Annotated in this window: 13 protein-coding genes and 1 tRNA gene; 10 read left to right on the top strand and 4 right to left on the bottom strand. The window is 57.6% G+C overall.

All coding sequences use genetic code 11. The annotated features are described in order from the left end of the window. Nucleotides 1–46: 46 nt before the first annotated feature. Complete coding sequence (locus FIV05_RS07385) at nucleotides 47–1309, bottom strand: imelysin family protein (RefSeq protein WP_152509099.1); 1263 nt, start codon at nucleotides 1307–1309, stop codon at nucleotides 47–49. Between the two features lie 308 nt (nucleotides 1310–1617). Here FIV05_RS07385 and FIV05_RS07380 point away from each other — a divergent pair, with 308 nt between their 5' ends. The 3 genes from FIV05_RS07380 (at nucleotide 1618) to FIV05_RS07370 (ending at nucleotide 4673) form a co-directional block, all read left to right on the top strand. Next, complete coding sequence (locus FIV05_RS07380; RefSeq protein WP_152509098.1) at nucleotides 1618–2094, top strand: TerB family tellurite resistance protein; 477 nt, start codon at nucleotides 1618–1620, stop codon at nucleotides 2092–2094. 94 nt (nucleotides 2095–2188) lie between these two features. Next, nucleotides 2189–2944, top strand: a complete 756-nt coding sequence (locus tag FIV05_RS07375) for a glutamine amidotransferase (protein WP_152511850.1) — start codon at nucleotides 2189–2191, stop codon at nucleotides 2942–2944. Nucleotides 2945–3038: 94 nt separating this feature from the next. After that, nucleotides 3039–4673: a reverse transcriptase domain-containing protein gene (locus FIV05_RS07370; RefSeq protein WP_152509097.1), complete on the top strand. Its 1635-nt coding sequence runs from the start codon at nucleotides 3039–3041 to the stop codon at nucleotides 4671–4673. Between the two features lie 602 nt (nucleotides 4674–5275). Here the strand turns inward: FIV05_RS07370 and pyc are convergent. Then, nucleotides 5276–8716 (bottom strand): pyruvate carboxylase, encoded by a 3441-nt coding sequence (gene pyc / locus FIV05_RS07365; protein WP_152509096.1) that lies wholly within the window; start codon nucleotides 8714–8716, stop codon nucleotides 5276–5278. A 799-nt stretch (nucleotides 8717–9515) separates the two neighbouring features. On the opposite strand from pyc, the gene FIV05_RS07360 reads away from it, so the two are divergent. The 5 genes from FIV05_RS07360 to FIV05_RS07340 all read left to right on the top strand — a co-directional run bounded on the left by FIV05_RS07360 (nucleotide 9516) and on the right by FIV05_RS07340 (nucleotide 15691). Beyond that, nucleotides 9516–12647 carry a DEAD/DEAH box helicase gene (locus FIV05_RS07360; protein WP_152509095.1) on the top strand — a complete coding sequence of 1044 codons (3132 nt, stop codon included), beginning with the start codon at nucleotides 9516–9518 and terminating at the stop codon, nucleotides 12645–12647. A 35-nt stretch (nucleotides 12648–12682) separates the two neighbouring features. Further along, nucleotides 12683–13048 (top strand): RNA-binding S4 domain-containing protein, encoded by a 366-nt coding sequence (locus FIV05_RS07355; RefSeq protein WP_152509094.1) that lies wholly within the window; start codon nucleotides 12683–12685, stop codon nucleotides 13046–13048. Nucleotides 13049–13263: 215 nt separating this feature from the next. Continuing rightward, nucleotides 13264–13596: a ferredoxin FdxA gene (gene fdxA / locus FIV05_RS07350; RefSeq protein ID WP_031270075.1), complete on the top strand. Its 333-nt coding sequence runs from the start codon at nucleotides 13264–13266 to the stop codon at nucleotides 13594–13596. 456 nt (nucleotides 13597–14052) lie between these two features. Continuing rightward, nucleotides 14053–14637, top strand: coding sequence for a CarD family transcriptional regulator (locus FIV05_RS07345; protein ID WP_023002626.1), 585 nt, complete (start codon nucleotides 14053–14055; stop codon nucleotides 14635–14637). Nucleotides 14638–14827: 190 nt separating this feature from the next. After that, complete coding sequence (locus FIV05_RS07340) at nucleotides 14828–15691, top strand: RNA polymerase factor sigma-32 (RefSeq protein WP_152509093.1); 864 nt, start codon at nucleotides 14828–14830, stop codon at nucleotides 15689–15691. Nucleotides 15692–15802: 111 nt separating this feature from the next. Here the strand turns inward: FIV05_RS07340 and FIV05_RS07335 are convergent, their stop codons facing one another. Further along, a complete protein-coding gene (locus tag FIV05_RS07335) occupies nucleotides 15803–17329 on the bottom strand; it encodes a M48 family metalloprotease (protein ID WP_209009889.1) in 1527 nt (508 codons plus the stop codon). Continuing rightward, nucleotides 17289–18188: a hypothetical protein gene (locus FIV05_RS07330; RefSeq protein WP_152509092.1), complete on the bottom strand. Its 900-nt coding sequence runs from the start codon at nucleotides 18186–18188 to the stop codon at nucleotides 17289–17291. The genes FIV05_RS07335 and FIV05_RS07330 overlap by 41 nt, the downstream gene beginning before the upstream one ends. Before the next feature lie 382 nt (nucleotides 18189–18570). Between FIV05_RS07330 and FIV05_RS07325 the strand changes: the two genes are divergently transcribed. Both FIV05_RS07325 and FIV05_RS07320 read left to right on the top strand, forming a co-directional pair. After that, nucleotides 18571–18647, top strand: a tRNA-Arg gene (locus FIV05_RS07325). A gap of 225 nt (nucleotides 18648–18872) precedes the next feature. Next, the gene (locus FIV05_RS07320) at nucleotides 18873–19901 is read left to right on the top strand and encodes an IS110 family transposase (RefSeq protein WP_152505219.1); all 1029 of its coding nucleotides are present in this window, start codon (nucleotides 18873–18875) and stop codon (nucleotides 19899–19901) included. Nucleotides 19902–20180: the final 279 nt, after the last annotated feature.

Genomic DNA, 20180 nt, shown 5'->3' with positions numbered 1-20180 from the left:
GCGGACAAGCCGTCAGGCGGCCGATACCGCCTGACGATCTGTTCGATTATTCGAAAACGGCGCCCGGGTTGTCCAGGCTGTCGGAACCTTCAAACGCGATATCGTCGAGTTCAAGCACCTTGACGACCCGCTCGATGGAAGCCGTCTGGTCAACCAGTGCATCGACAGCGGCCTGCACGACGGCGTTGCCCTCGTCATTGCCTTCGCCGATCATCTGGTCATAGGCTTCACCGCCTTCGGCCCGGGCCTTCATGGCTTCGAAAGCCGCCAGCGTGGCGTCGAGCTTCGTCTTCATTTCTTCTGCCAGCGCCGGATCCTTTTCCGCCACCAGATCGGCCAGGGAAGCGCCGGAAACATCGTTGCCGACCGGGCTCTTGTAGGAACCGAAATAGACGTTCCGGATGCCGACCACGTCGTTGTAGTGCGACATGTGGGTGTTGTCGGAGAAGCAGTCATGCTCTTCTTCCGGATCATGCAGCATAAGGCCAAGCTTGATGCGCTCGCCGGCCAGTTCGCCATAGGAAAGAGATCCCATGCCGGTCAGGATGGTAGCAAGACCACCGGCCTCGCCCTTGCCGGCCAGTTCTTCGCGCGCAGCCCCGTCAGGAGCCCAGGCGGCGGCCATTTCTTCAAGGTCCGAAATCAGAAGATCGGTTGCGGCCTGCAGATACTGAATGCGGCGCTCGCAATTGCCACCGGTGCAGTTTGCCGGATCAAAGTCGGTGGCAGGGCGGTTGCCGGCACCGGCTTCGGTGCCGTTGAGGTCCTGACCCCACAGCAGAAATTCGATAGCGTGGTAGCCGGTGGCGACATTCGTTTCTACTTCGCCGGCTTCCTGAAGAGATTCAGCAAGCAGGGCCGGCGTGATTTCGGTGGCATCGACGGTTTCGCCACCGACCTTGAGCGACGGATTCGCGATCACGTTGGCGACGTAGAGGTCGTTTTCTTCCGATTCATCACCGTAGGACGCGTCGACATAGTCGATCAGGCCTTCGTCGAGCGGCCAGGCATTCACCTTGCCTTCCCAATCGTCGACGATGGCGTTGCCGAAACGGTACGCCTCTGTCTGCTGGTAGGGGTCGCGTGCTTCCTTCCAGGCGGTGCGCGCGGCTTCCAGGTTTGCTTCGGTCGGTTCAGCTACGAGCTTGTCGATCGCGGTCTTGAGCGTCTTGGCCGTTGCGAGCGAGTCCGCATATTTTGCCTGGGCGATGTCGCCGTAGGTCGATAGGACGTCGGAGGGGGCTGCAGCCAGGGCCGGTGTGACGAAAAGGGCAGAAGCGGCCAGAAGGCCAAGCTTGAAAGTATTCATTGATCCATCCCGTAATATGTGTCGCCCGCAGTGCGCGTGGACCGTCTCTGGGCGAAACCTGAATGATTTTGTGGCGCGGAAACACGCGCCGCAGGGAGAGGGAAACCATTTCATGAGGCAGGAAGTCAAGTTATAATTCCAAAAAAATCAATAGTTTAGAACAGTTCCAAAAAGTTGACTTATAAATGCCGGATTTGATTCCCATCTCAAAGTCTTAAAGCCGACATCAACCCTTTGATGGTAAAGAGGGAATGGTATAGCAATAAAAGCCGGCCTGTTTGGGGGGCCAGGCAACAGGAACGACAGACATGCTCAATGCGCTGAAAAGTTTTGTTCGGGAGCTGACCTTTGGTGACAGCGGAGAAAAGTCCTTCGCCGAAGACGACAAGCGCCTGGCTGCGGCGGCTCTCTTGTTTCACCTGATCGATATCGATGGCGTGATCGAGGAAAGCGAAAGCTCGAAGTTGCGTGAAATCCTGCGCAAGCACTATGACCTGACGGACAAGGAAACGACCGAACTGATCGCCGCCGCCAAGCAGCGCGACGAGGAAGCGGTCGATCTGTACGGCTTCACATCGGTGCTGAAGCGCACAACCGACGAGGAAGAGCGCCTCGCGATCGTCGAGATGATGTGGGAAATCGTCTATGCCGACGGCCACGTGCACGAGTTCGAGGACAACACCATCTGGCGGGTTGCCGAACTTCTCGGTGTCTCCACACGTGATCGCATGACTCTGCGCCACAAGGTTGCCCAGACAGCCCCGGAGACCGACGAACTGGACTGATCGCCCACGCGATAATCAGCCGGGACGCGTATTTATGCAGGATGAAGTGGCAACGGGACTCGATTTTCGTGCCGACCTCCCTCATATTAAGTCCATGCTTTTTCAGTCCGATCCCGTGAAGAACCGACCGAAAGTCCTGATTGTCCTGCATCAGGAGCATTCCTCGCCCGGACGAGTGGGCCTTGAGCTTGTAAAGCGCGGCTTCGCGCTGGACATCCGCAAGCCTCGGTTCGGCGACCTTCTCCCCGACACCATGGATAACCATGCCGGCGCCGTCATTTTCGGCGGCCCGATGAGTGCCAACGATCCCGATGCCTTCGTTCAAAAGGAAATCGACTGGATCGGTGTTCCGCTTGCCGAGGAAAAGCCCTTTCTCGGCATCTGCCTTGGTGCGCAGATGATGGTCAAGCATATGGGTGGCACAGTCACGGGCCATCATGAGAGCCTGGTTGAGATCGGATATTATCCGCTGCAGCCGACCGATGCAGGCAAATCCCTGATGGACTGGCCGAAAAAGGTCTATCAATGGCATCGGGAAGGGTTCGACCTGCCCCGCGGCGCCGATCTGCTGGCCTCCGGACCAACTTATCCGAACCAGGCGATCCGCGCCGGATCTTGCGCCTACGGCATCCAGTTTCACCCGGAACTGACCCACCAGATGATGGTCCGCTGGACGACCAAGGGCGCCCCGCGCATGGAGCTGCCCGGCGCCCAGCAACGCCGCGACCATTTTGCCGGACGCTTCGTTTACGATCCCGCTGTTCGGAAATGGCTCGACCGTTTTCTGGACCTCTGGATCGGCACGGCCGCCGCCCCGGTTTGCCACGGCATGTTGAAGGCAGCTGAGTGATCAGTTAGTGAGCGACCGATATACGATTCCTCGTGAGAAGCAAATAAATCTATTGATTCCCTAAATCGGCGATCTCGTTTTCTCTGGCGACCAAATGGCAAAAATAAACAAAAATGAAATTGCACAAAAACAAACCAAGAGAGCGTTAAACCATCTTCTGAAAGACGGTTTCGATGATATTTACAAGAAGCCGATTTTTATCGGCCACTTTGAAATCGACTCCTTGAGAAAAAACCAATCGTTGTCTGATGAATTATTGAACAACGCAAAGAAACTTGTCCTCAAACAAACCGTAAAGGATATGTCTATCTCACCGATTGACGTATTGCTATATCCAAAAGAACGATTTTCGTATCGGAAATATTCATACATTGAACCGATTGATAATATTAAATATCTATCATTAGTTTTGCATATCGCAGAAAGCATCGAAGAAAAAAGAGTATCTAGAAATCGACAAATAGTACATTCGTACAGATTTAATAAAACTGGTGAGAATATTTTTAGCGATCTTTATAATTACTCTTCTTTTCGAGAAAAATCTCGCGAATTAACATATAAAAATATTGGTAACTTTAAGATTATCACAGATATCTCTGATTTTTACGATCGTGTAAACTTGCATCGTATAGAGTCAACTTTGTTTGGCTGCGGATGTGACCCTGAAATAATCTCGAAAATAAACTCATTGCTATTGATCTGGTCCAATAAAGATTCATACGGACTTCCGGTCGGATGCGACGCTAGTAGAATTCTTGCTGAAGCAGCACTTATTGATGTCGATAATTTTCTTCTTTCTCACAAGGTTAAATTCATTCGATTCGTTGACGACTACAGAATTTTCGTCAAGAGCCGTGAAGAAGCTAATTATACTTTGTCTCTGCTAACTCAACGCCTATATCGAGAGGGATTAAATTTAAACTCACACAAGACAAAAATAGTTGAATGCAAAGAAAATGCGGCTGAAGAGGATGCAAGAGAAAAACTTGATACTGATGAAGATGACACATTGAACGAACTTGCTTCAACACAAAAAAATTCGAAATCGAAGCCTGAAAACTATAGTGAGAAAATTAGACTTAGATTTCAAAAGCCATCAAATCAGGAAATAGAACGACTTGAAAAGATTGATTTAAAAGCACTAAAAGACTCTATCGATGAAAGCGACGATTTTGAAGTTCTGAGAGACTATGCTCGTGCGGCAGTTCTGCAAAATAGTGAAGAACATTTACTTTATTTGATCGAATTATCAAAGTCGTACAATTTTATGATTTCATATGTTGTTGATCTTTTTATAAAATTAAACAATCATATCAAAAACGAAACGAAGATCAAAATTTCAGAAGAATTCTCAGATTGGCTCAATTCAAACTCGCAGAAGCCGGATTTCGTGCAAATTTGCTTGAACAGACTTCTAAGTCACACAAGTTACCTAAACTCTAATGCAATCATCAAATTCATAAGATCATCACCGAAGAGTGTTAGCAGCTTAGTTAATCGAGAAGCAATACTACAGATAGGGTCAAAACTAACCCGCGGAGAAATGCTCGAAATTCGAGATTTCTTTTTTAAATCCAGTGAAACCGAAAAAAGAGCAATTGCTAAATCATTTATTGAAAACAATTCGGTGCACCAAGATGAAAAACGGCCTTGGCTTAGCTTAGTTCAGACTTATACTTCAGATCCTATACTAAAAAACATGGTTGATTTGGCACTGAAAAATAACTAAAAGATTTTGAAATAATAAACTTGTCATACGCAATCCCAATTCTCGGTTGCTCGGTTTTCGAAACCACCTCTCACATCGATCTAGGAGCGGGGTGAACCAACACATCTTTATCCTTTTGGTCACATTAGCATGGAGCGCGGCTTTAATCTTCGTGGCCTTAGTGAAGATGAAAACGTTCTGCGCACTCAACACCCGCCCTCGGCCTCTACCGTCACTTCGGCTATCAGAAAGACTGGCGGGAGGCCCGCTTTGATCCGATCCTGAAGGTGGAGCTTGAGAAGATCGGGTTGTCGAAGAAGCTTTAGCTGCTAACAGTGGAAATTCGGACAAATCGCGCGTTGCGATTCAAGCAATGGCGAACTGCCTCCGGTGCCATCCCCGCGAAAGCGGGGACCCAGGAAGCCTCCTACTATCCGTCCAGATCCGCAAACGCCCGGGCGTCCTGGTTCCCGGGTCTCTGCTGCGCTCCGCCCGGATGACACGGAGAGTTTTCCGCTGAACCTGACATGTCCAGCAAGGAGTGCGAAAAGGCAAGGAGCGCTTGCAAAAAAACCGCCCGGAATGGATCCGGACGGCCTTTGGTTGGTGCTGTCGCCTGCATCTTAACTTTCGAAGACCACCAGAAGGTCCTTGGCGTCGATCTGCGAACCCGGTGAGACCAGGACTTCCTTGACCTTGCCGTCGCGTTCGGCGTGGAGCGCGGTTTCCATTTTCATGGCTTCGATCGAGACCAGCACATCACCGGCGGTGACATCCTGGCCGGCGGTGATCGCCACCGTGGAAATGACGCCCGGCATCGGTGCTCCCACATGTGCTGCATTACCGTCCTCGGCCTTGCGCATTGCGGCAGCCCCGGTAGCGCCATGGGCGCGGTCCGGAACCTTGACATTGCGCGGCTGGCCGTTGAGCTCGAAGAAAACCTTCTTCTCGCCCTTCTCGTCGGTCTCGCCGATCGCCTGGCAGCGGATCACCAGCGTCTTGCCGGCTTCCAGATCGACGGAGATCTCGTCACCCGGTTCCAGGCCGTAGAAATAGACCGGGGTGGGCAGGACGGACGTCGGACCATATTGCTGCTGGGCCTTGTCGAAGTCGGTGAACACCTTCGGGTACATCAGATAGGAGGCAAGCTCGGTGTTGCTGATGCCGTGGCCGGTCTTGTCGGAAACAGTCTTTCGCTCCGCATCCAGATCGGCATCCTTCAGGAGCGACCCCGGCCGCACGGTGATCGGGGTTTCGCCCTTCAGAACCTTCTTCTGAAGCGCTTCCGGCCATCCGCCCGGAGACTGGCCAAGGTCACCGTGCAGCATCTTGACGACGCTGTCCGGGAACGCGACGTCCTTCGCCGGATCCTCGACCTCCGCCACGCTCAGCCCCTGGCTGACCATCATCAGCGCCATGTCGCCAACGACCTTGGAAGACGGGGTCACCTTGACGATGTCACCAAACATCATGTTGACGTCGGCATAGGCCTGCGCCACTTCGTGCCAGCGGGTTTCCAGGCCAAGCGAACGCGCCTGTTCCTTGAGGTTGGTGAACTGGCCACCCGGCATTTCGTGCAGGTAGACTTCCGATGCCCCGAAGCGCAGATCGCTTTCGAAGGCACGGTATTGGGTCCGCACCGCTTCCCAGTAGAACGAGATCTGGCGGATCGTCTTGGCATCGAGGCCGGTATCACGGTCCGAGCCGCGCAGAGCTTCCACGATAGAGCCAAGGCACGGCTGGGACGTCAGGCCGGACAGAGCGTCCATGGCTGCATCCACCGCATCGGCGCCCGCTTCGACCGCTGCCAGAACAGTGGCCGCGGCGATGCCGGAAGTGTCGTGTGTGTGGAAATGGATCGGCAGGCCGACTTCCTGTTTCAGCGTCCGGATCAGGACCTTGGCTGCTTCCGGCTTCAACAGGCCGGCCATGTCCTTCAGACCCAGGATGTGTGCGCCGGCCGCTTCCAGTTCCTTGGCAAGGCCGACATAGTATTTCAGGTCGTATTTCGGCCGGGCACTGTCCAGCATGTCGCCGGTATAGCAGAGCACGCCTTCGCACAGCTTGCCTGCTTCCTGGACCGCGTCCATGGACACACGCATGTTCTCCACCCAGTTGAGGCAGTCGAACACGCGGAAGAGGTCGATACCGTTTTCAGCGGCTTCCGCCACGAAATACTTGACCACATTGTCCGGATAGTTGGTGTAACCGACACCGTTGGAGCCGCGCAGCAGCATCTGCAACAGGATATTCGGCGCCTTCTCGCGGATCTTGTGCAGGCGTTCCCACGGGCTTTCGGTCAGAAAGCGCATGGCAACGTCGAAGGTCGCACCACCCCAGCATTCCAGCGAGAACAGGCTCGGCAGACCGGCAGCATAGGCATCCGCGATGTTGACGATATCGTGGGTCCGCATGCGGGTTGCCAGGAGCGACTGGTGCGCATCGCGCATGGTCGTGTCGGTCACCAGCGTCCGCGTCTGGTTCTTCATCCAGTCGGCAAAACCCTTCGGACCCAATTCGTCCAGCAACTGGCGTGTGCCGGCAGGCTTGGCATCGCCGAAGTTCGGGATGACGGGCGCGGCCACATCCTTCGGCGGACGGGCGCGGCTCTTGGTTTCCGGATGGCCGTTCACCGAAACGTCGGCGATATAGGTCAGGAGCTTGGTTGCGCGGTCCTGACGCTTGGTCTGTTCGAACAGGGCCGGCGTCTCGTCGATGAAACGGGTCGTGTAGTTGTTGGCCTTGAAGTCGGCGTGACTAATGATGTTCTCCAGGAACACCAGGTTTGTCGCCACACCGCGGATACGGAATTCGCGCAGGGCACGGTCCATGCGCTTGCGGGCGTCTTCCGCCGTAGGGGCCCAGGCCGTGACCTTTTCAAGAAGCGGATCGTAGAAACGGGTGATAACCGCACCGGAATAAGCCGTGCCGCCGTCCAGACGGATGCCGAAGCCCGTCGCCCCGCGATAGGCCGTGATGCGCCCGTAATCCGGAATGAAGTTCTGCTCCGGATCTTCCGTCGTGATACGGCACTGCAGGGCATGGCCGTTGAGACGGATCTTGTCCTGAGAAGGAACGCCGCTTTCCGGCGTGCCGATCTTCTCGCCTTCGCAGATCTTGATCTGTGCCTGGACAATATCGATGCCGGTGACCTCTTCCGTCACCGTGTGTTCCACCTGAACGCGCGGGTTCACTTCAATGAAGTAGATCGCACCGGTGTCGGCATCCATCAGGAACTCAACCGTGCCGGCGCCGCGGTAATTCACGGCCCGGCCGATCTTCAGACCATATTCACAGAGCTCGGCCCGCTTTTCGGCCGAAAGATACGGCGCCGGAGCGCGCTCCACCACCTTCTGGTGGCGGCGCTGGATGGAACAGTCGCGCTCGAACAGATGAACCACGTTCTCGCCGTCGCCAAGGATCTGAACTTCGACGTGGCGCGCCCGCTGGACCAGTTTCTCCAGATAGATCTCGTCCTTGCCGAATGCCGCCATGGCTTCGCGCTTGGCCGCCAGAACTTCCTTGGCCAGGGTCGCTTCGTCCGGAATGACGCGCATGCCGCGGCCACCACCGCCCCAGGAGGCCTTCAGCATGACCGGGTAGCCGATCTCGGCGGCCTGGCGCTTGATTTCGTCCATGTCGTCCGGCAGCGGATCCGTTGCCGGCATCACCGGCACACCCGCCTCGATGGCCAGATTGCGCGCGGCCACCTTGTTGCCCAGGCGGCGCATGGTTTCGGACTTCGGCCCAATGAAGGTGATGCCGGCTTGTTCGCAGGCATCCACGAATTCCGGGCTTTCGGACAGAAGGCCGTAACCGGGGTGAATGGCGTCTGCACCGGAGAGTTTGGCAACGCGGATAATCTCGTCGATGGAGAGGTACGCCTCGATCGGCCCGAGCCCCTTGCCGACCTGATACGCTTCGTCGGACTTGAACCGGTGCAATGCCAGTTTGTCCTGCTCGGCATAGATCGCAACGGTCTTCATGCCCAGCTCGTTGGCGGCACGGAACACCCGGATCGCGATTTCAGATCGGTTAGCAACGAGAATTTTTGTTATCGCCAAACGCCTTCTCCCCCTAATTTTACGCAAAACGAAAAGCCAGTTTCGGCAAGATTTCTACTTTGGTCGGAGGCGCTTGAAAAGGGGCAGAAGCTATGTCCTTTTTTTAACTTGGAAAATAATTTTGCGTCTGCGCCCGTAACTGTAGGAAAACGAACACTAATTCGATTGAACCCCAGAGCCTCCCGGACTTTTTGAAAAAGGTGCAGCGCAGCAATTTTCAGATCAGGGCAGGAGCCGAAACCGCAAAAACCGGCTTGTGTGACTGCTGACCATTTCGGGACACATTCCTGTCGGCAAGACAAAATCACCCTCCGGACGGCCCAATCGCGTAGACACGGCTTCGCCGGAAACCCACTAGATCTTGTGAGAACAAATCCGCAACCTTCATGAAACAGCGATTCGTCCAAGATTCGTTCACCCTGTGTCCCCGGGTAAACGACATAGCCCCGCCGTCGAGGATGCGCGTTTATAGAAAATTAATCATTGACAGCGATTCGACGCAAATCAGCCACAACCACGCAAAACGACTCAACCTCTTGACCAGATTCAGGATTTTGTGGCTCCACCAGCTCCGTAAACCACATGTCGTAGGGAACAAATCCTGAATCGTCCGGAGTCGCCGATTCGGTTTCGGTTTGTTCCAGAGTCGTTCTCCACAACATATTTCAACCGTCAAAAACCTGACCGGCTGGCCAAAAGAATAAGGACATGCCCGCCCCGGCTGTGCTAGACACGCGACACCAGATATAGGCGCCATCCGTTTGCGCCGATCCGAAGAAAGCCGATCACAAGCCTCTCCATGCCCCGTCCCCAGACCCTGCCGCTGCCGCCGTCTGCCCGGTCCCGCACTGTGACGGCCGTGCTCGGACCGACCAATACCGGCAAGACCCACCTCGCCATTGAACGCATGCTGGCCCAGCCTTCCGGGCTGATAGGGCTACCGCTGCGCCTGCTCGCGCGTGAAGTCTATAACCGTGTTGCCGACCGCGCGGGTCCGGAAGCGGTGGCGCTGGTCACCGGCGAGGAAAAGATCGTCCCGAAGAACCCGCGGTTCTGGGTCTCGACGGTTGAGGCCATGCCGCTGGACCTGAAGACGGATTTCGTCGCCATCGACGAAGTGCAGCTGGCGGGCAATCTCGATCGCGGTCATGTCTTCACCGACCGCATCCTGAATGTTCGCGGTCAATCCGAAACGCTCCTGCTGGGTGCGGCGACCGCACGCCCGCTGCTGGAAAAACTGCTGCCGGGCATCAATGTGGTCACGCGGCCGCGCATGTCCGTGCTGGAATATGCGGGCTCCAAGAAGGTCTCGCGCCTGCCGGCCCGTTCCGCCATCGTCGCCTTCTCGTCAGACGAAGTTTATTCCATTGCAGAGCTCATCCGTCGCCAACGCGGCGGGGCGGCCGTGGTGCTCGGCTCGCTGAGCCCGCGCACGCGCAATGCGCAAGTGGAACTGTTCCAGAACGGCGATGTCGATCACCTGGTCGCGACCGACGCCATCGGCATGGGGCTGAACCTCGATGTCCATCACATCGCCTTTGCGGGTAACCGCAAATATGACGGCTACCAGTACCGCCAGCTGACCGCCTCAGAGATGGGTCAGATCGCCGGACGGGCTGGCCGCCACACCAAGGATGGCACCTTTGGCGTGACCGGACGGGTCGATCCGCTGGACGACGACCTGGTCGAACAGATCGAAAGCCACCACTTCGACAGCCTGAAAGTGCTGCAATGGCGCAACAGTGCGCTGGATTTTTCGTCGGCAAACGCCTTGCGCTCAAGCCTCGACATGGTGCCGCGTGAAGAGGGTCTCGCAAGGGCACCCATTGGCGACGACATCACCGCTCTTGAACATTTATTGCGCGATCCCGCAATATCCGGCATGGCAAAGGGCGGAAATGCGGTCGAATTGTTATGGGACGTGTGTCAGGTCCCCGACTATCGTAAGATCGCCCCGGCGAACCACGCAGAGTTGCTCAACACCATTTACACCCACCTGATGCAGGACAATGCGATTGCCGATGACTGGTTCTCGCGTCAATTGGCCTTCGCAGACCGCACAGATGGTGATATCGACACTCTCGCAAACCGGATTGCACATATCCGGACCTGGACCTATGTCGCCAACCGTCCCGACTGGCTGGCCGATCCGGCCCACTGGCAGGGCGAGACGCGCGACATAGAAGACAAACTATCTGACGCCCTTCACGAGCGGCTGACGCAGCGGTTCGTGGATCGGCGTACAAGTGTATTGATGCGACGTTTGAGAGAGAACGCAATGCTGGAAGCGGAAATTACATCGAGCGGCGATGTGCTCGTGGAAGGTCAGCACATCGGGAATCTGCTTGGCTTCCGGTTTGCCCCTGACGCGGCAGCTGAAGGACCGGACGGCAAGACCGTGCGTGCCGCAGCCCAAAAGGCCCTGACCACCGAAATCGAATCCCGTGCGGACAAGCTCGGCAAGTCCGAGAACTCCGATTTCGTGCTGACGTCCGAAGCCGTGATCCGCTGGCGCGGGGAACCCGTGGCCAAGCTCGTCGCCGGAGAAGAGGTGCTGACGCCGGTCGTGCTGCTGCTGGCCGATGAACATCTGACCGGCCCGGCACGCGACAATGTACAGGCGCGGCTTGATCTGTGGGTCAAGGCACAGATCGATACCCTGCTGAAACCGCTTGTCGACCTGAAGGCCGGCGAAGGCCTGGAAGGTCTTGCCCGCGGCATCGCGTTCCGCATCGTTGAAGGCCTCGGCATCCTGGAACGCCAGGAAGCGGCTGACGAAATCCGCCAGCTCGACCAGGACATGCGCGCCAGCCTGCGCAAGCACGGCATCCGCTTTGGTGCCTATACCGTGTTCGTGCCCGCCCTGCTGAAGCCTGCGCCGAGCCAGCTTCTGGCACAGCTCTGGGCCTTGAAGCACGGCTCGCTGGACATGAACGGCATGGCCGAGCTGCCACAGCTGTCTGCATCCGGCCGCACGTCCATCCCGGTTGATGAAACCATCGACAAGGCACTTTACAAGGTTGTCGGTTTCCGCGTCTGTGGCCCGCGTGCCGTTCGCGTCGACATTCTGGAACGCCTGGCTGACCTGATCCGTCCGCTGATCGCCTGGAAGCCGCTTGATGCGGAAGTCAGCCCGCCGGAAGGCGCGGTCGCAACCGGAGGCGGCTTCACCGTCACCGTTGCCATGACATCGCTGCTCGGCTGCGCCGGCGAGGACTTCTCCGCCGTGCTGAAATCCCTCGGCTACCGGTCCGAGACCAAGGAAGTGCAGCGCCCTGTAGCAGCCAAGCCGGCAACGGAAGCACCGGCAGAAACGCCGGTGGCGGAAACTGCTGCGACCGAAGCGGACACTCCCGCCGAAGCAACCGCTACGGAAGCACCGGCTACGGAAGAAACGGTCGAAGCCGTGAGCGCCGAAGCCGCTTCCGAACCGGCCGCTGCCGAAGCTGAAGCTGTGTCCGAACCGGCGGAAGCCCCCACCGAAGCTGCAGCATCTGCCGAAGGCGCAGCCGTTGAACCCGCTGAAACGGCCGCTGTGGAAGCAACGCCGGATGCACAGACGGAAGGCGAAACCGCTGCTGCTGAGGCCACTGCTGGTGAAGCCGAACTGGAAACGGTGACCATCGAGATCTGGCGTCCGGGCCGGCACGACCGCCGTCCACGCGGCCGTCAGGACCAGCGCCGTGGCGGCGACAACCGCCGGGGCCAGGGCCAAGGCCAGGGTGCCAAAGGTGGTCAGGGCGAGAAGCGTCACGGCAAGGGCGGACCGAAAGGCGAAGGCCGCGGCCGTGGTGGTCATGGCGGCCAGAAGGGCTTTGACGGTGGCAACCGCCGCGACAAGGCCCCAAGGGACAAGCCGATCGATCCGAACTCGCCCTTCGCGGCCCTGATGGCCTTGAAGGCGAATATGGACAGCAAGGACAAGAAGTAATTCCTGCGCCTGAAAACAATGCTGCCGCCGGCAGCCTGCGCATCGACAAGTGGCTCTGGTACGCCAGGGTCACCAAATCCCGCTCTCTTGCCCAGAAGCTGGCGACATCCGGTCATGTCCGGGTGAACAAGGACAAGATCGATTCCGCCAGCAAGACTGTCCGAACCGGCGACGTTCTGACGATCGGACTGGATCGCCGTATCCTCGTCTTCAAGATCCTTGCCCTGGGCACCAGGCGCGGTCCCTATGAAGAGGCCCGCAAGCTTTACGAGGATCTGTCGCCGCCTCCCCCGCCGAAGGATGCCCCGCCGCCGCCTGCACCTGCGCAGCGCGAAGCCGGTGCCGGTCGCCCGACCAAGCGCGAGCGGCGGAAAATCGACGCGTTCCGCAGCGGCGATTGACACTGTTTCCTGCCAAAGCCCGGAAAACAGAAAAACTTTCTCTTTCAGGCCCGGACTGCGTCATCCAGAGCGCTTGCGCCCGTTTGACAAAAACGATACCCAACATCTGCACCAGACGTTATACGTGCGCCTTCTTTGCGAGAGCGGCACGAAACTGACCGCCAGGGCCTTGCGCAAATCGGCTGCAGGCCGCCCGGCGCCGAATGAGGATAGCGATGACCTACGTCGTCACGGACAATTGCATCAAATGCAAATACACCGACTGTGTTGAAGTCTGCCCGGTGGACTGTTTCTACGAGGGTGAGAATTTCCTCGTCATCAATCCGGACGAATGTATCGACTGCGGCGTCTGCGAACCGGAATGCCCGGCGGAGGCGATTTTGCCTGACACGGAGCCCGGCCTCGAGAAATGGATCGAGGTCAACGCCGAATACTCTGAGAAGTGGCCGAACATCACTGAGAAAAAAGAACCGTTGCCGGACGCTGAAGAGTTTGATGGCAAGGAAAACAAGTTCGAAAAGTATTTTTCGCCGAATCCTGCGTCCTGATTCGCGAAAACTGCTTGTGCGGCAGACTGCCGCAAGACAAACAAGAACTGCTTAAAACGGCGATTCTTCCATCTTTTTCAGGTACCTGCCCGTGGCGACCGGGCGGGGCCCTTGTGGTGTTTTGGCACCATCAAAGCTCAGTACTTTAATTTTCCACAAAAGTGTGATACACATGGAAGATAGTCGCCAACCACGAGAACAACCCCCAAAACGGAGTCTTTGAAAACTGTCCCGGGTATCAACAACCGGACAGATCAAGCTCCCGGCAGCTCATATGACTGATCAAGGTTCTAAAGTGGAAAACGTCGACTGACCAGCCCTGACACGCCGCATATCAACAGGCGTTCCATTACGGATCGCTCTGCGGGGTTCGTGTCGCACAAGAACAGGGGACCGCACCGCGGTCCGTCATCGGTCCGAACCCGGACCGCCAACTGCGCAGGAGAGAATACGAGTATGGCAACGAACACCAAAAAGACCGCGCAGCGCCAAGGTTTCAAGACGGGCGAGTACATTGTTTATCCGGCGCATGGCGTCGGCCAGATTACCGCCATTGAAGAGCAGAACGTTGCAGGTCACTCTTTGGAGTTGCTCGTTATCGTTTTTGAACAGGACAAGATGACCCTTCGTGTCCCGGTGGCAAAGATTGCCTCCGTCGGCATGCGCAAGCTTGGCGACCCTGCGGCCGTCAAGAAGGCTCTCGAGACCGTTCGTGGCCGCCCGCGCGTTAAGCGGACGATGTGGAGCCGCCGCGCTCAGGAATATGAAGCCAAGATCAACTCCGGCGACCTGATCGCGATCTCTGAAGTGGTTCGCGATCTTTTCCGCTCTGAAAACCAGCCGGAACAGTCCTACTCTGAACGCCAGCTCTACGAAGCTGCGCTCGACCGTATGGCCCGCGAAATCGCGGCAGTGAACAAATGTTCCGAAACCGAAGCGGTCAAGCAGATCGAACAGAACCTGGCAAAATCTCCGAGCCGCATCAAAGCCGCTGAGGAAGCTGCAGCGGAAGACGACGAGGACAAGGAAGAAGCCGCTTGATCCAAGCGGATTTTCCGAACGCGAAAATCGACGAGGGCCTGGAGAAATCCGGGCCCTTATTCGTTTTGGCACCACCACCTCGCGCGCTGTTCACGCGAAAGTGCACAAAAACTGCCCCAACGGTAGCGATAAGTGATCTAACCTACGCTTCGGTACGTATTTCCCCCGATAACATATCGGAGCGTCGATCATGTCCCAGAGCGAGAAACGTCAACTGGTAAGGGCCGCGATGAAAGCCCCCTACCTCACGCGCGAAGAGGAACTGGAGCTTGCGATCTGCTGGCGACATAACCGGGATGAGAAAGCGCTTGAGAAATTGTCGCTCTCGCACATGCGCCTGGTCATTGCCGTTGCCTCACGCTTCCGCAACTTCGGGCTGTCGCTTGGCGATCTGATCCAGGAGGGCCATGTTGGCCTTCTGGAGGCTGCCGCCCGGTTCGAACCGGAACGGGAAGTGCGCTTTTCCACCTATGCCACATGGTGGATCCGCGCCTCCATCCAGGACTATATTCTGCGCAACTGGTCAATCGTTCGCGGTGGCACCTCTTCCTCCCAGAAGGCCCTGTTCTTCAACCTTCGACGCCTGCGCGCCAAGCTCTCCGGCAATCAGACTCCTCTGACCGACAGCGAGCTTCACCAGAAGATCGCTGACGCAATCGGCGTCAAGCAGTCCGATGTCGCCCTCATGAATGCGAGGCTGTCCGGCCCTGATACGTCCCTGAACGCTCCTGTGACCGACAGTGAAGGCTCCAGCGCGGACCGTCAGGACTTCCTTGTGTCCGATGCCCCGTTGCCGGACGAGATCGTGACCGTCAACATCGATGCCGAACGCCGGCGTCGCTGGCTGTCCTCCGCCCTGGAGGTTCTCAGCGAGCGCGAATTGAAGATCGTGCGTGAAAGACGCCTGTCGGAAGAGGGCGCCACGCTGGAATCGCTTGGCGTGAAACTCGGCATTTCCAAGGAACGCGTGCGGCAGATTGAAAGCCGGGCCATGGAAAAACTGAAATCCGCCCTGTTGGCAGCACAGCCGGACAGGGCCGCCTACAGCACCTGACCTCTATCTCCTCCAAGTAACTCTGACGGGCGGACCTTCCGGTCCGCCTTTTTTTGAGCTGCATCAGGTTTCAGCCAGACAAATGCCGGAGCCGAACCGGGAGAAAAACCGTCAGTCGACGATCAGCTTGATCGCCGTGCCTGTCGGGATCGACTGATCGGCGTTCAGATCGTTCAGGATGGAGAAGAATTCCAGCCGCCGTGAAGGCTCGACACCGCTCATGCCGATCGCCAGTTTCCGCGGTGTGTCGCCCGGCTTGGAGGTGACGACCTTGATCCGGAGCGAGCGCAGGCGGGCACGCTCGGTCGGCGACAGCTGCTGGAAGCTTTCCACCGTCTGGTGGAAATCCCGGTCGAACGTTTCATTGGGCGAGCGGCTGGCAAAGATGAAGCGATACCCTGTTTTGCCGATCCGGATCACTGCAATGCGGAAGGACCAGCCCTGGGTGATGGCCGCCCCGGTAACCGCCGGCAGGCCGTTGATCGTCGTTTCGCGGACGCTTTCGGGCAGCAGGCCGTTGATCCAGCCGGAGTTCATGTAATCACGCAGGCCGGAATAGCTGCTGACATCTGCCCCGTCGAACCGGATCGCCGTGCCGTCGCCATTGCTGGCCAGAACCGCTTCGGGCGTGTTTTCCAGAATATAGCCGGAAGGCACGGTGTAGCTGATGCCGAGCGCCTTGTGCAGGAAGGAACGTCCACGGACGAACCCTTCAAGCGGGTCGTCGCCGAACAGCATGCCGTCGATCTGGCTGAGATAGCGGGTGCGGTCACGTTCGCCGATGCCCGGTGCACCGATCTGCCGGGCCGCGCGGATGGCAATCTGCAAGCGCTCCGGCGTGGAAGGGTGGGAAGACAGGAAGTCTGGCGCGGTCGAGCCCGACTTGTCAGCGGACTGGTAGCGGGCGAAGGCTGCCATGGACCGCAGGAACCGTGCAGCGGCATAGGGGTCGAAACCGGCCCTTGCAAGGGTCTTCACACCGATATCGTCGGCTTCAAGCTCCTGCACCTGGCTGAAGCGGGCAAAGGAAAGCTGCGACGAGATGATCGCCTTGCGGGCTTCCTCGCTGTCCTGCACCACATCGGTCAGGATCTTGTTGGCAAGCTGCTTGGCTTCGGCGCGTTGCTGGCGCTTGATTGCGTGGTTCGCCGTCACATGCGCCATCTCGTGCGCCAGCACGGCGGCAACTTCCGACGTGTCGTTGGCAAGGGCGAGCAGACCGCGCGTGACATAAAGATAGCCGCCCGGCAAGGCGAAGGCGTTGATGGCCGGCGAATTCAAAATGGTGATCTTGTAGCTCTGCGAGGGGTCTTCCGATGCCGCCACCAGCCGGCCGACGACGCTCGCAACTGCCCGCTCCGCGCCGGCGTCCTTGTAGACACCGCCATAGGTGGCCACCACGCGCGGATGCTCGCGCTCGCCGATATCGGCCGCAAGGTTGGGGCGCAGTGTACCGGGCGTTACCGTGCCGACGGTCGGCCCGTCACCCAGCAACTGGCAGGAGGCCACCAGAAGCGCGGAACCGCCTGCAACAAGGTTGCGCAGCCAGGTCCGGCGCAGGCCGCGCCGTGCGGGCAAACATGCCGGCTGACGGAAATCAGTTGCTGCTTTGGCCGTCACGTCCTGCCCTTTTGTCATTCAGTACCACCAGTTGCTCCGGATGGCGGAGCACCATAGACGGTCCGTCCCTTTCCTGGACGGAGCCGCGTATTTCGACAACCTGCCCTTCCAGGGCATCCAGCGTCCAGCCGGATCGCCCGAGGGCCGTGTTGACGTCGTCCTCAGCTGAAGCCTTCAGCGTGACCGTGAAATCTGTTTTCCAGTATTTTCCGAAGTTCAGATAACGGGTGCTGCGCGTTTTTCCAAGGGAAACAATACGTCCTCTTGCAATAACATAGTGCCCGGAAGCGTCGCTGAAAGACTTCGGCGCGGCTGCGGAATAGACAAGACGCGGCGATGTCTCGCCCCAAAGGCCCGCTCGCGCCAGGCTTGCCTGCGTTTCCGCGGTCCGCAAGGCGTCTGCGCAATCCGCTCCGGCATGACCCGGCGCAAAAATGGCAACGCCTGCCTTCAAAAGCTGTTCCTGCAGAAGCGCGGAATGGCCATCATCCGAAACGAACACCCAGCCGGGCGTTAGCCCCCAGCGGTTTTCCGGTCCAGCCGCGACTGCGGCCAGCTCCAGATCAGGCCGACTTTCCAGATAGGTTTGCAAGGTGTTCCGGCCGACTTCTTCGCCGCCCGCCTGTCCTGACGCTTGCACCGGCATCTCGATATCGCTCGCAAGGAAGCGGTCTCCGGCGGCGGACACGAACAAGGCTTCACTGCTGTCGAAGGTCACCTGAACGGTTTTTTCCCGCACCCCGGCACAAACATCGGCGGCCACGGGTGTTTCCGGGCGCTCCACCGGCGCGCGCTCGTCAGCGGCAACGGCCTGGGTCAGCAGAACGGCAGCGCAGCCGGCAAGCAACGGCGCGGCAGCCGTGCGCAGGGTTGTCACCTGCCCGGCCTTTCTCCATCCCGTTTTCTGTCGCCGCTGTGGCACGTCCGTTTCCTTCACCTTGGTACGCGACCCTTTTCCGGAGCGCTACCTGCAGGCAGGCAGCGCAAGGCACACGTCACCCGACAACATGCATGGCATCGGGCAAGGCTGAGAAAGCGGTCACGATGATCCAAACTGCTAAGCAGCGAATAAGGCAAGTCCAAGACACGCCAGTAAAACGGCAGTAAAAATCAGGACAACGTGGGAGCGGCCCCAAGGCGCGTCAGCATCCCCCTCGCCGTGCACCGGCTTCCTCGACAAACAATCCCCATCGGCAACGACAGTCTGTTGCAGCCAGGGGTCGCCACGGACGTCAAATCATGCTAATCGACCGCATAAAGGCCCCGTAGCTCAGCAGGATAGAGCATCAGATTCCTAATCTGAGGGTCACAGGTTCGAATCCTGTCGGGGTCACCAATCTTTTCAATGAGTTACGTACACTGCACCGTTTCAATTGGAAGATTTGAAACGGTTTTTGAAACGGTTTTCGCTAAACGAAAGCTCCGGTCGAGGCATGATCAACCGATTCGACGGTCACATGCTGATCAATGACACGTAGCTCTTGACCTAATGGGATGAACTGCCTTCCCACCGAGACGCAGCTATTGTTGCGCGTATTGGTGGAGAAGAAGGAGCATTCTGATGGACATCACGGTTCTTGGGATTGATCTGGGCAAGTCGGTTTGTAGCCTTGCGGGGCTTGATGCCAGCGGCGCTGTAGTTTTTCGCAAACGCCTCCAACGATTCCGGTTGCTGGATTTCTTGGCGGAGTTGCCAAGCTGTATTGTCGCAATGGAAGCCTGCGGGGGCGCACATCACATCGGGCGCTTCTGCCTCGAACATGGGCATGAGCCCCGATTGATGTCGCCGCTGTATGTCCGACCTTATGTGAAGGTTCACAAGAATGACGACCGCGATGCGGAGGCGATCGCCGAAGCCGCCACCCGACCGACCATGTCATTCGTCGCAATCAAATCCGAAGAACAGCTCGACCTCCAGGCATTACACCGCGCGCGGGAACGTCTGGTGTCAGACAGAACTCGACTGATCAATCAGGGGCGTGGCTTTCTGATGGAACGCGGCATCCGTGTCGGCACAGGCCGTCACGTATTCCAGAAAGAGCTGACAAAGTTGACGACGCAGGGCACCGTCGATCTATCTCCCCGGATCGTCTTGATGCTCTCAGACATGGCATCTGAGCTGGGCGAGATCAACCGGCGGGTTGCTGCCATGGATGCCGAGATCAAATCGCTGGCCAAAACCGACGCCGACATGCAGCGACTGATGGAGATCCCCGGCGTTGGTCCGACGATCGCCTCAGCTCTCGTCGCGGCCGTCGGCACGGGAAGCAGCTTTAGCAAAGGCCGCGATCTTGCAGCTTGGCTCGGGCTCGTTCCACGACAAATCACAACGGGTGGAAAGGCAAAGCTGATCGGCATTTCGAAGCATGGAAATCGCTACTTGCGCAAGCTCTTCATCCATGGAGCACGAACGGTGCTTCACCTCGTGCAGAACAGGACGTCGCCGATAACGCGATGGGCGGATGGTCTGAAAGAGCGAACGCATGTGAACGTCGCCGCGGTGGCTATGGCCAACAAGATGGCGCGGATTGCCTGGGCCGTTTTGACGAAAGGTGAGCGATACCGAGCCACTGCGTTGGTTGGTTCGTAAATCCGGGCGAGACGAAAAGACAAAGGAAACTGCGGGCGAGAAGGAGATGGACCAACGACCAATCGGCGTTCTGTAAGTCTGACGGGGAGCATGGCTCTCGAGTGCCGATGAGCTAACGAGACACAGGACGCGCGACTTCCCATCTTGGTCAGAGGCAAATCGAATGGCCTCACAAACAGACCGAATACATAGAAGCAGGGTCAACGGTGCATCGACAAATCGCTTGCAGGGGAAGGCAGTTCATACATGCTCCCCTGAAAAATCCTCGTTTTGAGGTTA

It is taken from the genome of Labrenzia sp. THAF191a, assembly GCF_009363335.1.
Classification (GTDB): Bacteria; Pseudomonadota; Alphaproteobacteria; order Rhizobiales; family Stappiaceae; genus Roseibium; species Roseibium algicola.
The sequence above is the reverse complement of the archived record's forward strand: the minus strand, read 5'-3'. Positions and strand labels throughout refer to the sequence as shown.

Excerpts from the sequence above, each read along its gene's own strand:
- FIV05_RS07385 (WP_152509099.1), bottom strand. The coding sequence starts at position 1,309 with ATGAATACTTTCAAGCTTGGCCTTCTGGCCGCTTCTGCCCTTTTCGTC.
- FIV05_RS07380 (WP_152509098.1), top strand. The coding sequence starts at position 1,618 with ATGCTCAATGCGCTGAAAAGTTTTGTTCGGGAGCTGACCTTTGGTGAC.
- FIV05_RS07375 (WP_152511850.1), top strand. The coding sequence starts at position 2,189 with ATGCTTTTTCAGTCCGATCCCGTGAAGAACCGACCGAAAGTCCTGATT.
- FIV05_RS07370 (WP_152509097.1), top strand. The coding sequence starts at position 3,039 with ATGGCAAAAATAAACAAAAATGAAATTGCACAAAAACAAACCAAGAGA.
- FIV05_RS07360 (WP_152509095.1), top strand. The coding sequence starts at position 9,516 with ATGCCCCGTCCCCAGACCCTGCCGCTGCCGCCGTCTGCCCGGTCCCGC.
- fdxA (WP_031270075.1), top strand. The coding sequence starts at position 13,264 with ATGACCTACGTCGTCACGGACAATTGCATCAAATGCAAATACACCGAC.
- FIV05_RS07345 (WP_023002626.1), top strand. The coding sequence starts at position 14,053 with ATGGCAACGAACACCAAAAAGACCGCGCAGCGCCAAGGTTTCAAGACG.
- FIV05_RS07340 (WP_152509093.1), top strand. The coding sequence starts at position 14,828 with ATGTCCCAGAGCGAGAAACGTCAACTGGTAAGGGCCGCGATGAAAGCC.
- FIV05_RS07335 (WP_209009889.1), bottom strand. The coding sequence starts at position 17,329 with ATGACAAAAGGGCAGGACGTGACGGCCAAAGCAGCAACTGATTTCCGT.
- FIV05_RS07320 (WP_152505219.1), top strand. The coding sequence starts at position 18,873 with ATGGACATCACGGTTCTTGGGATTGATCTGGGCAAGTCGGTTTGTAGC.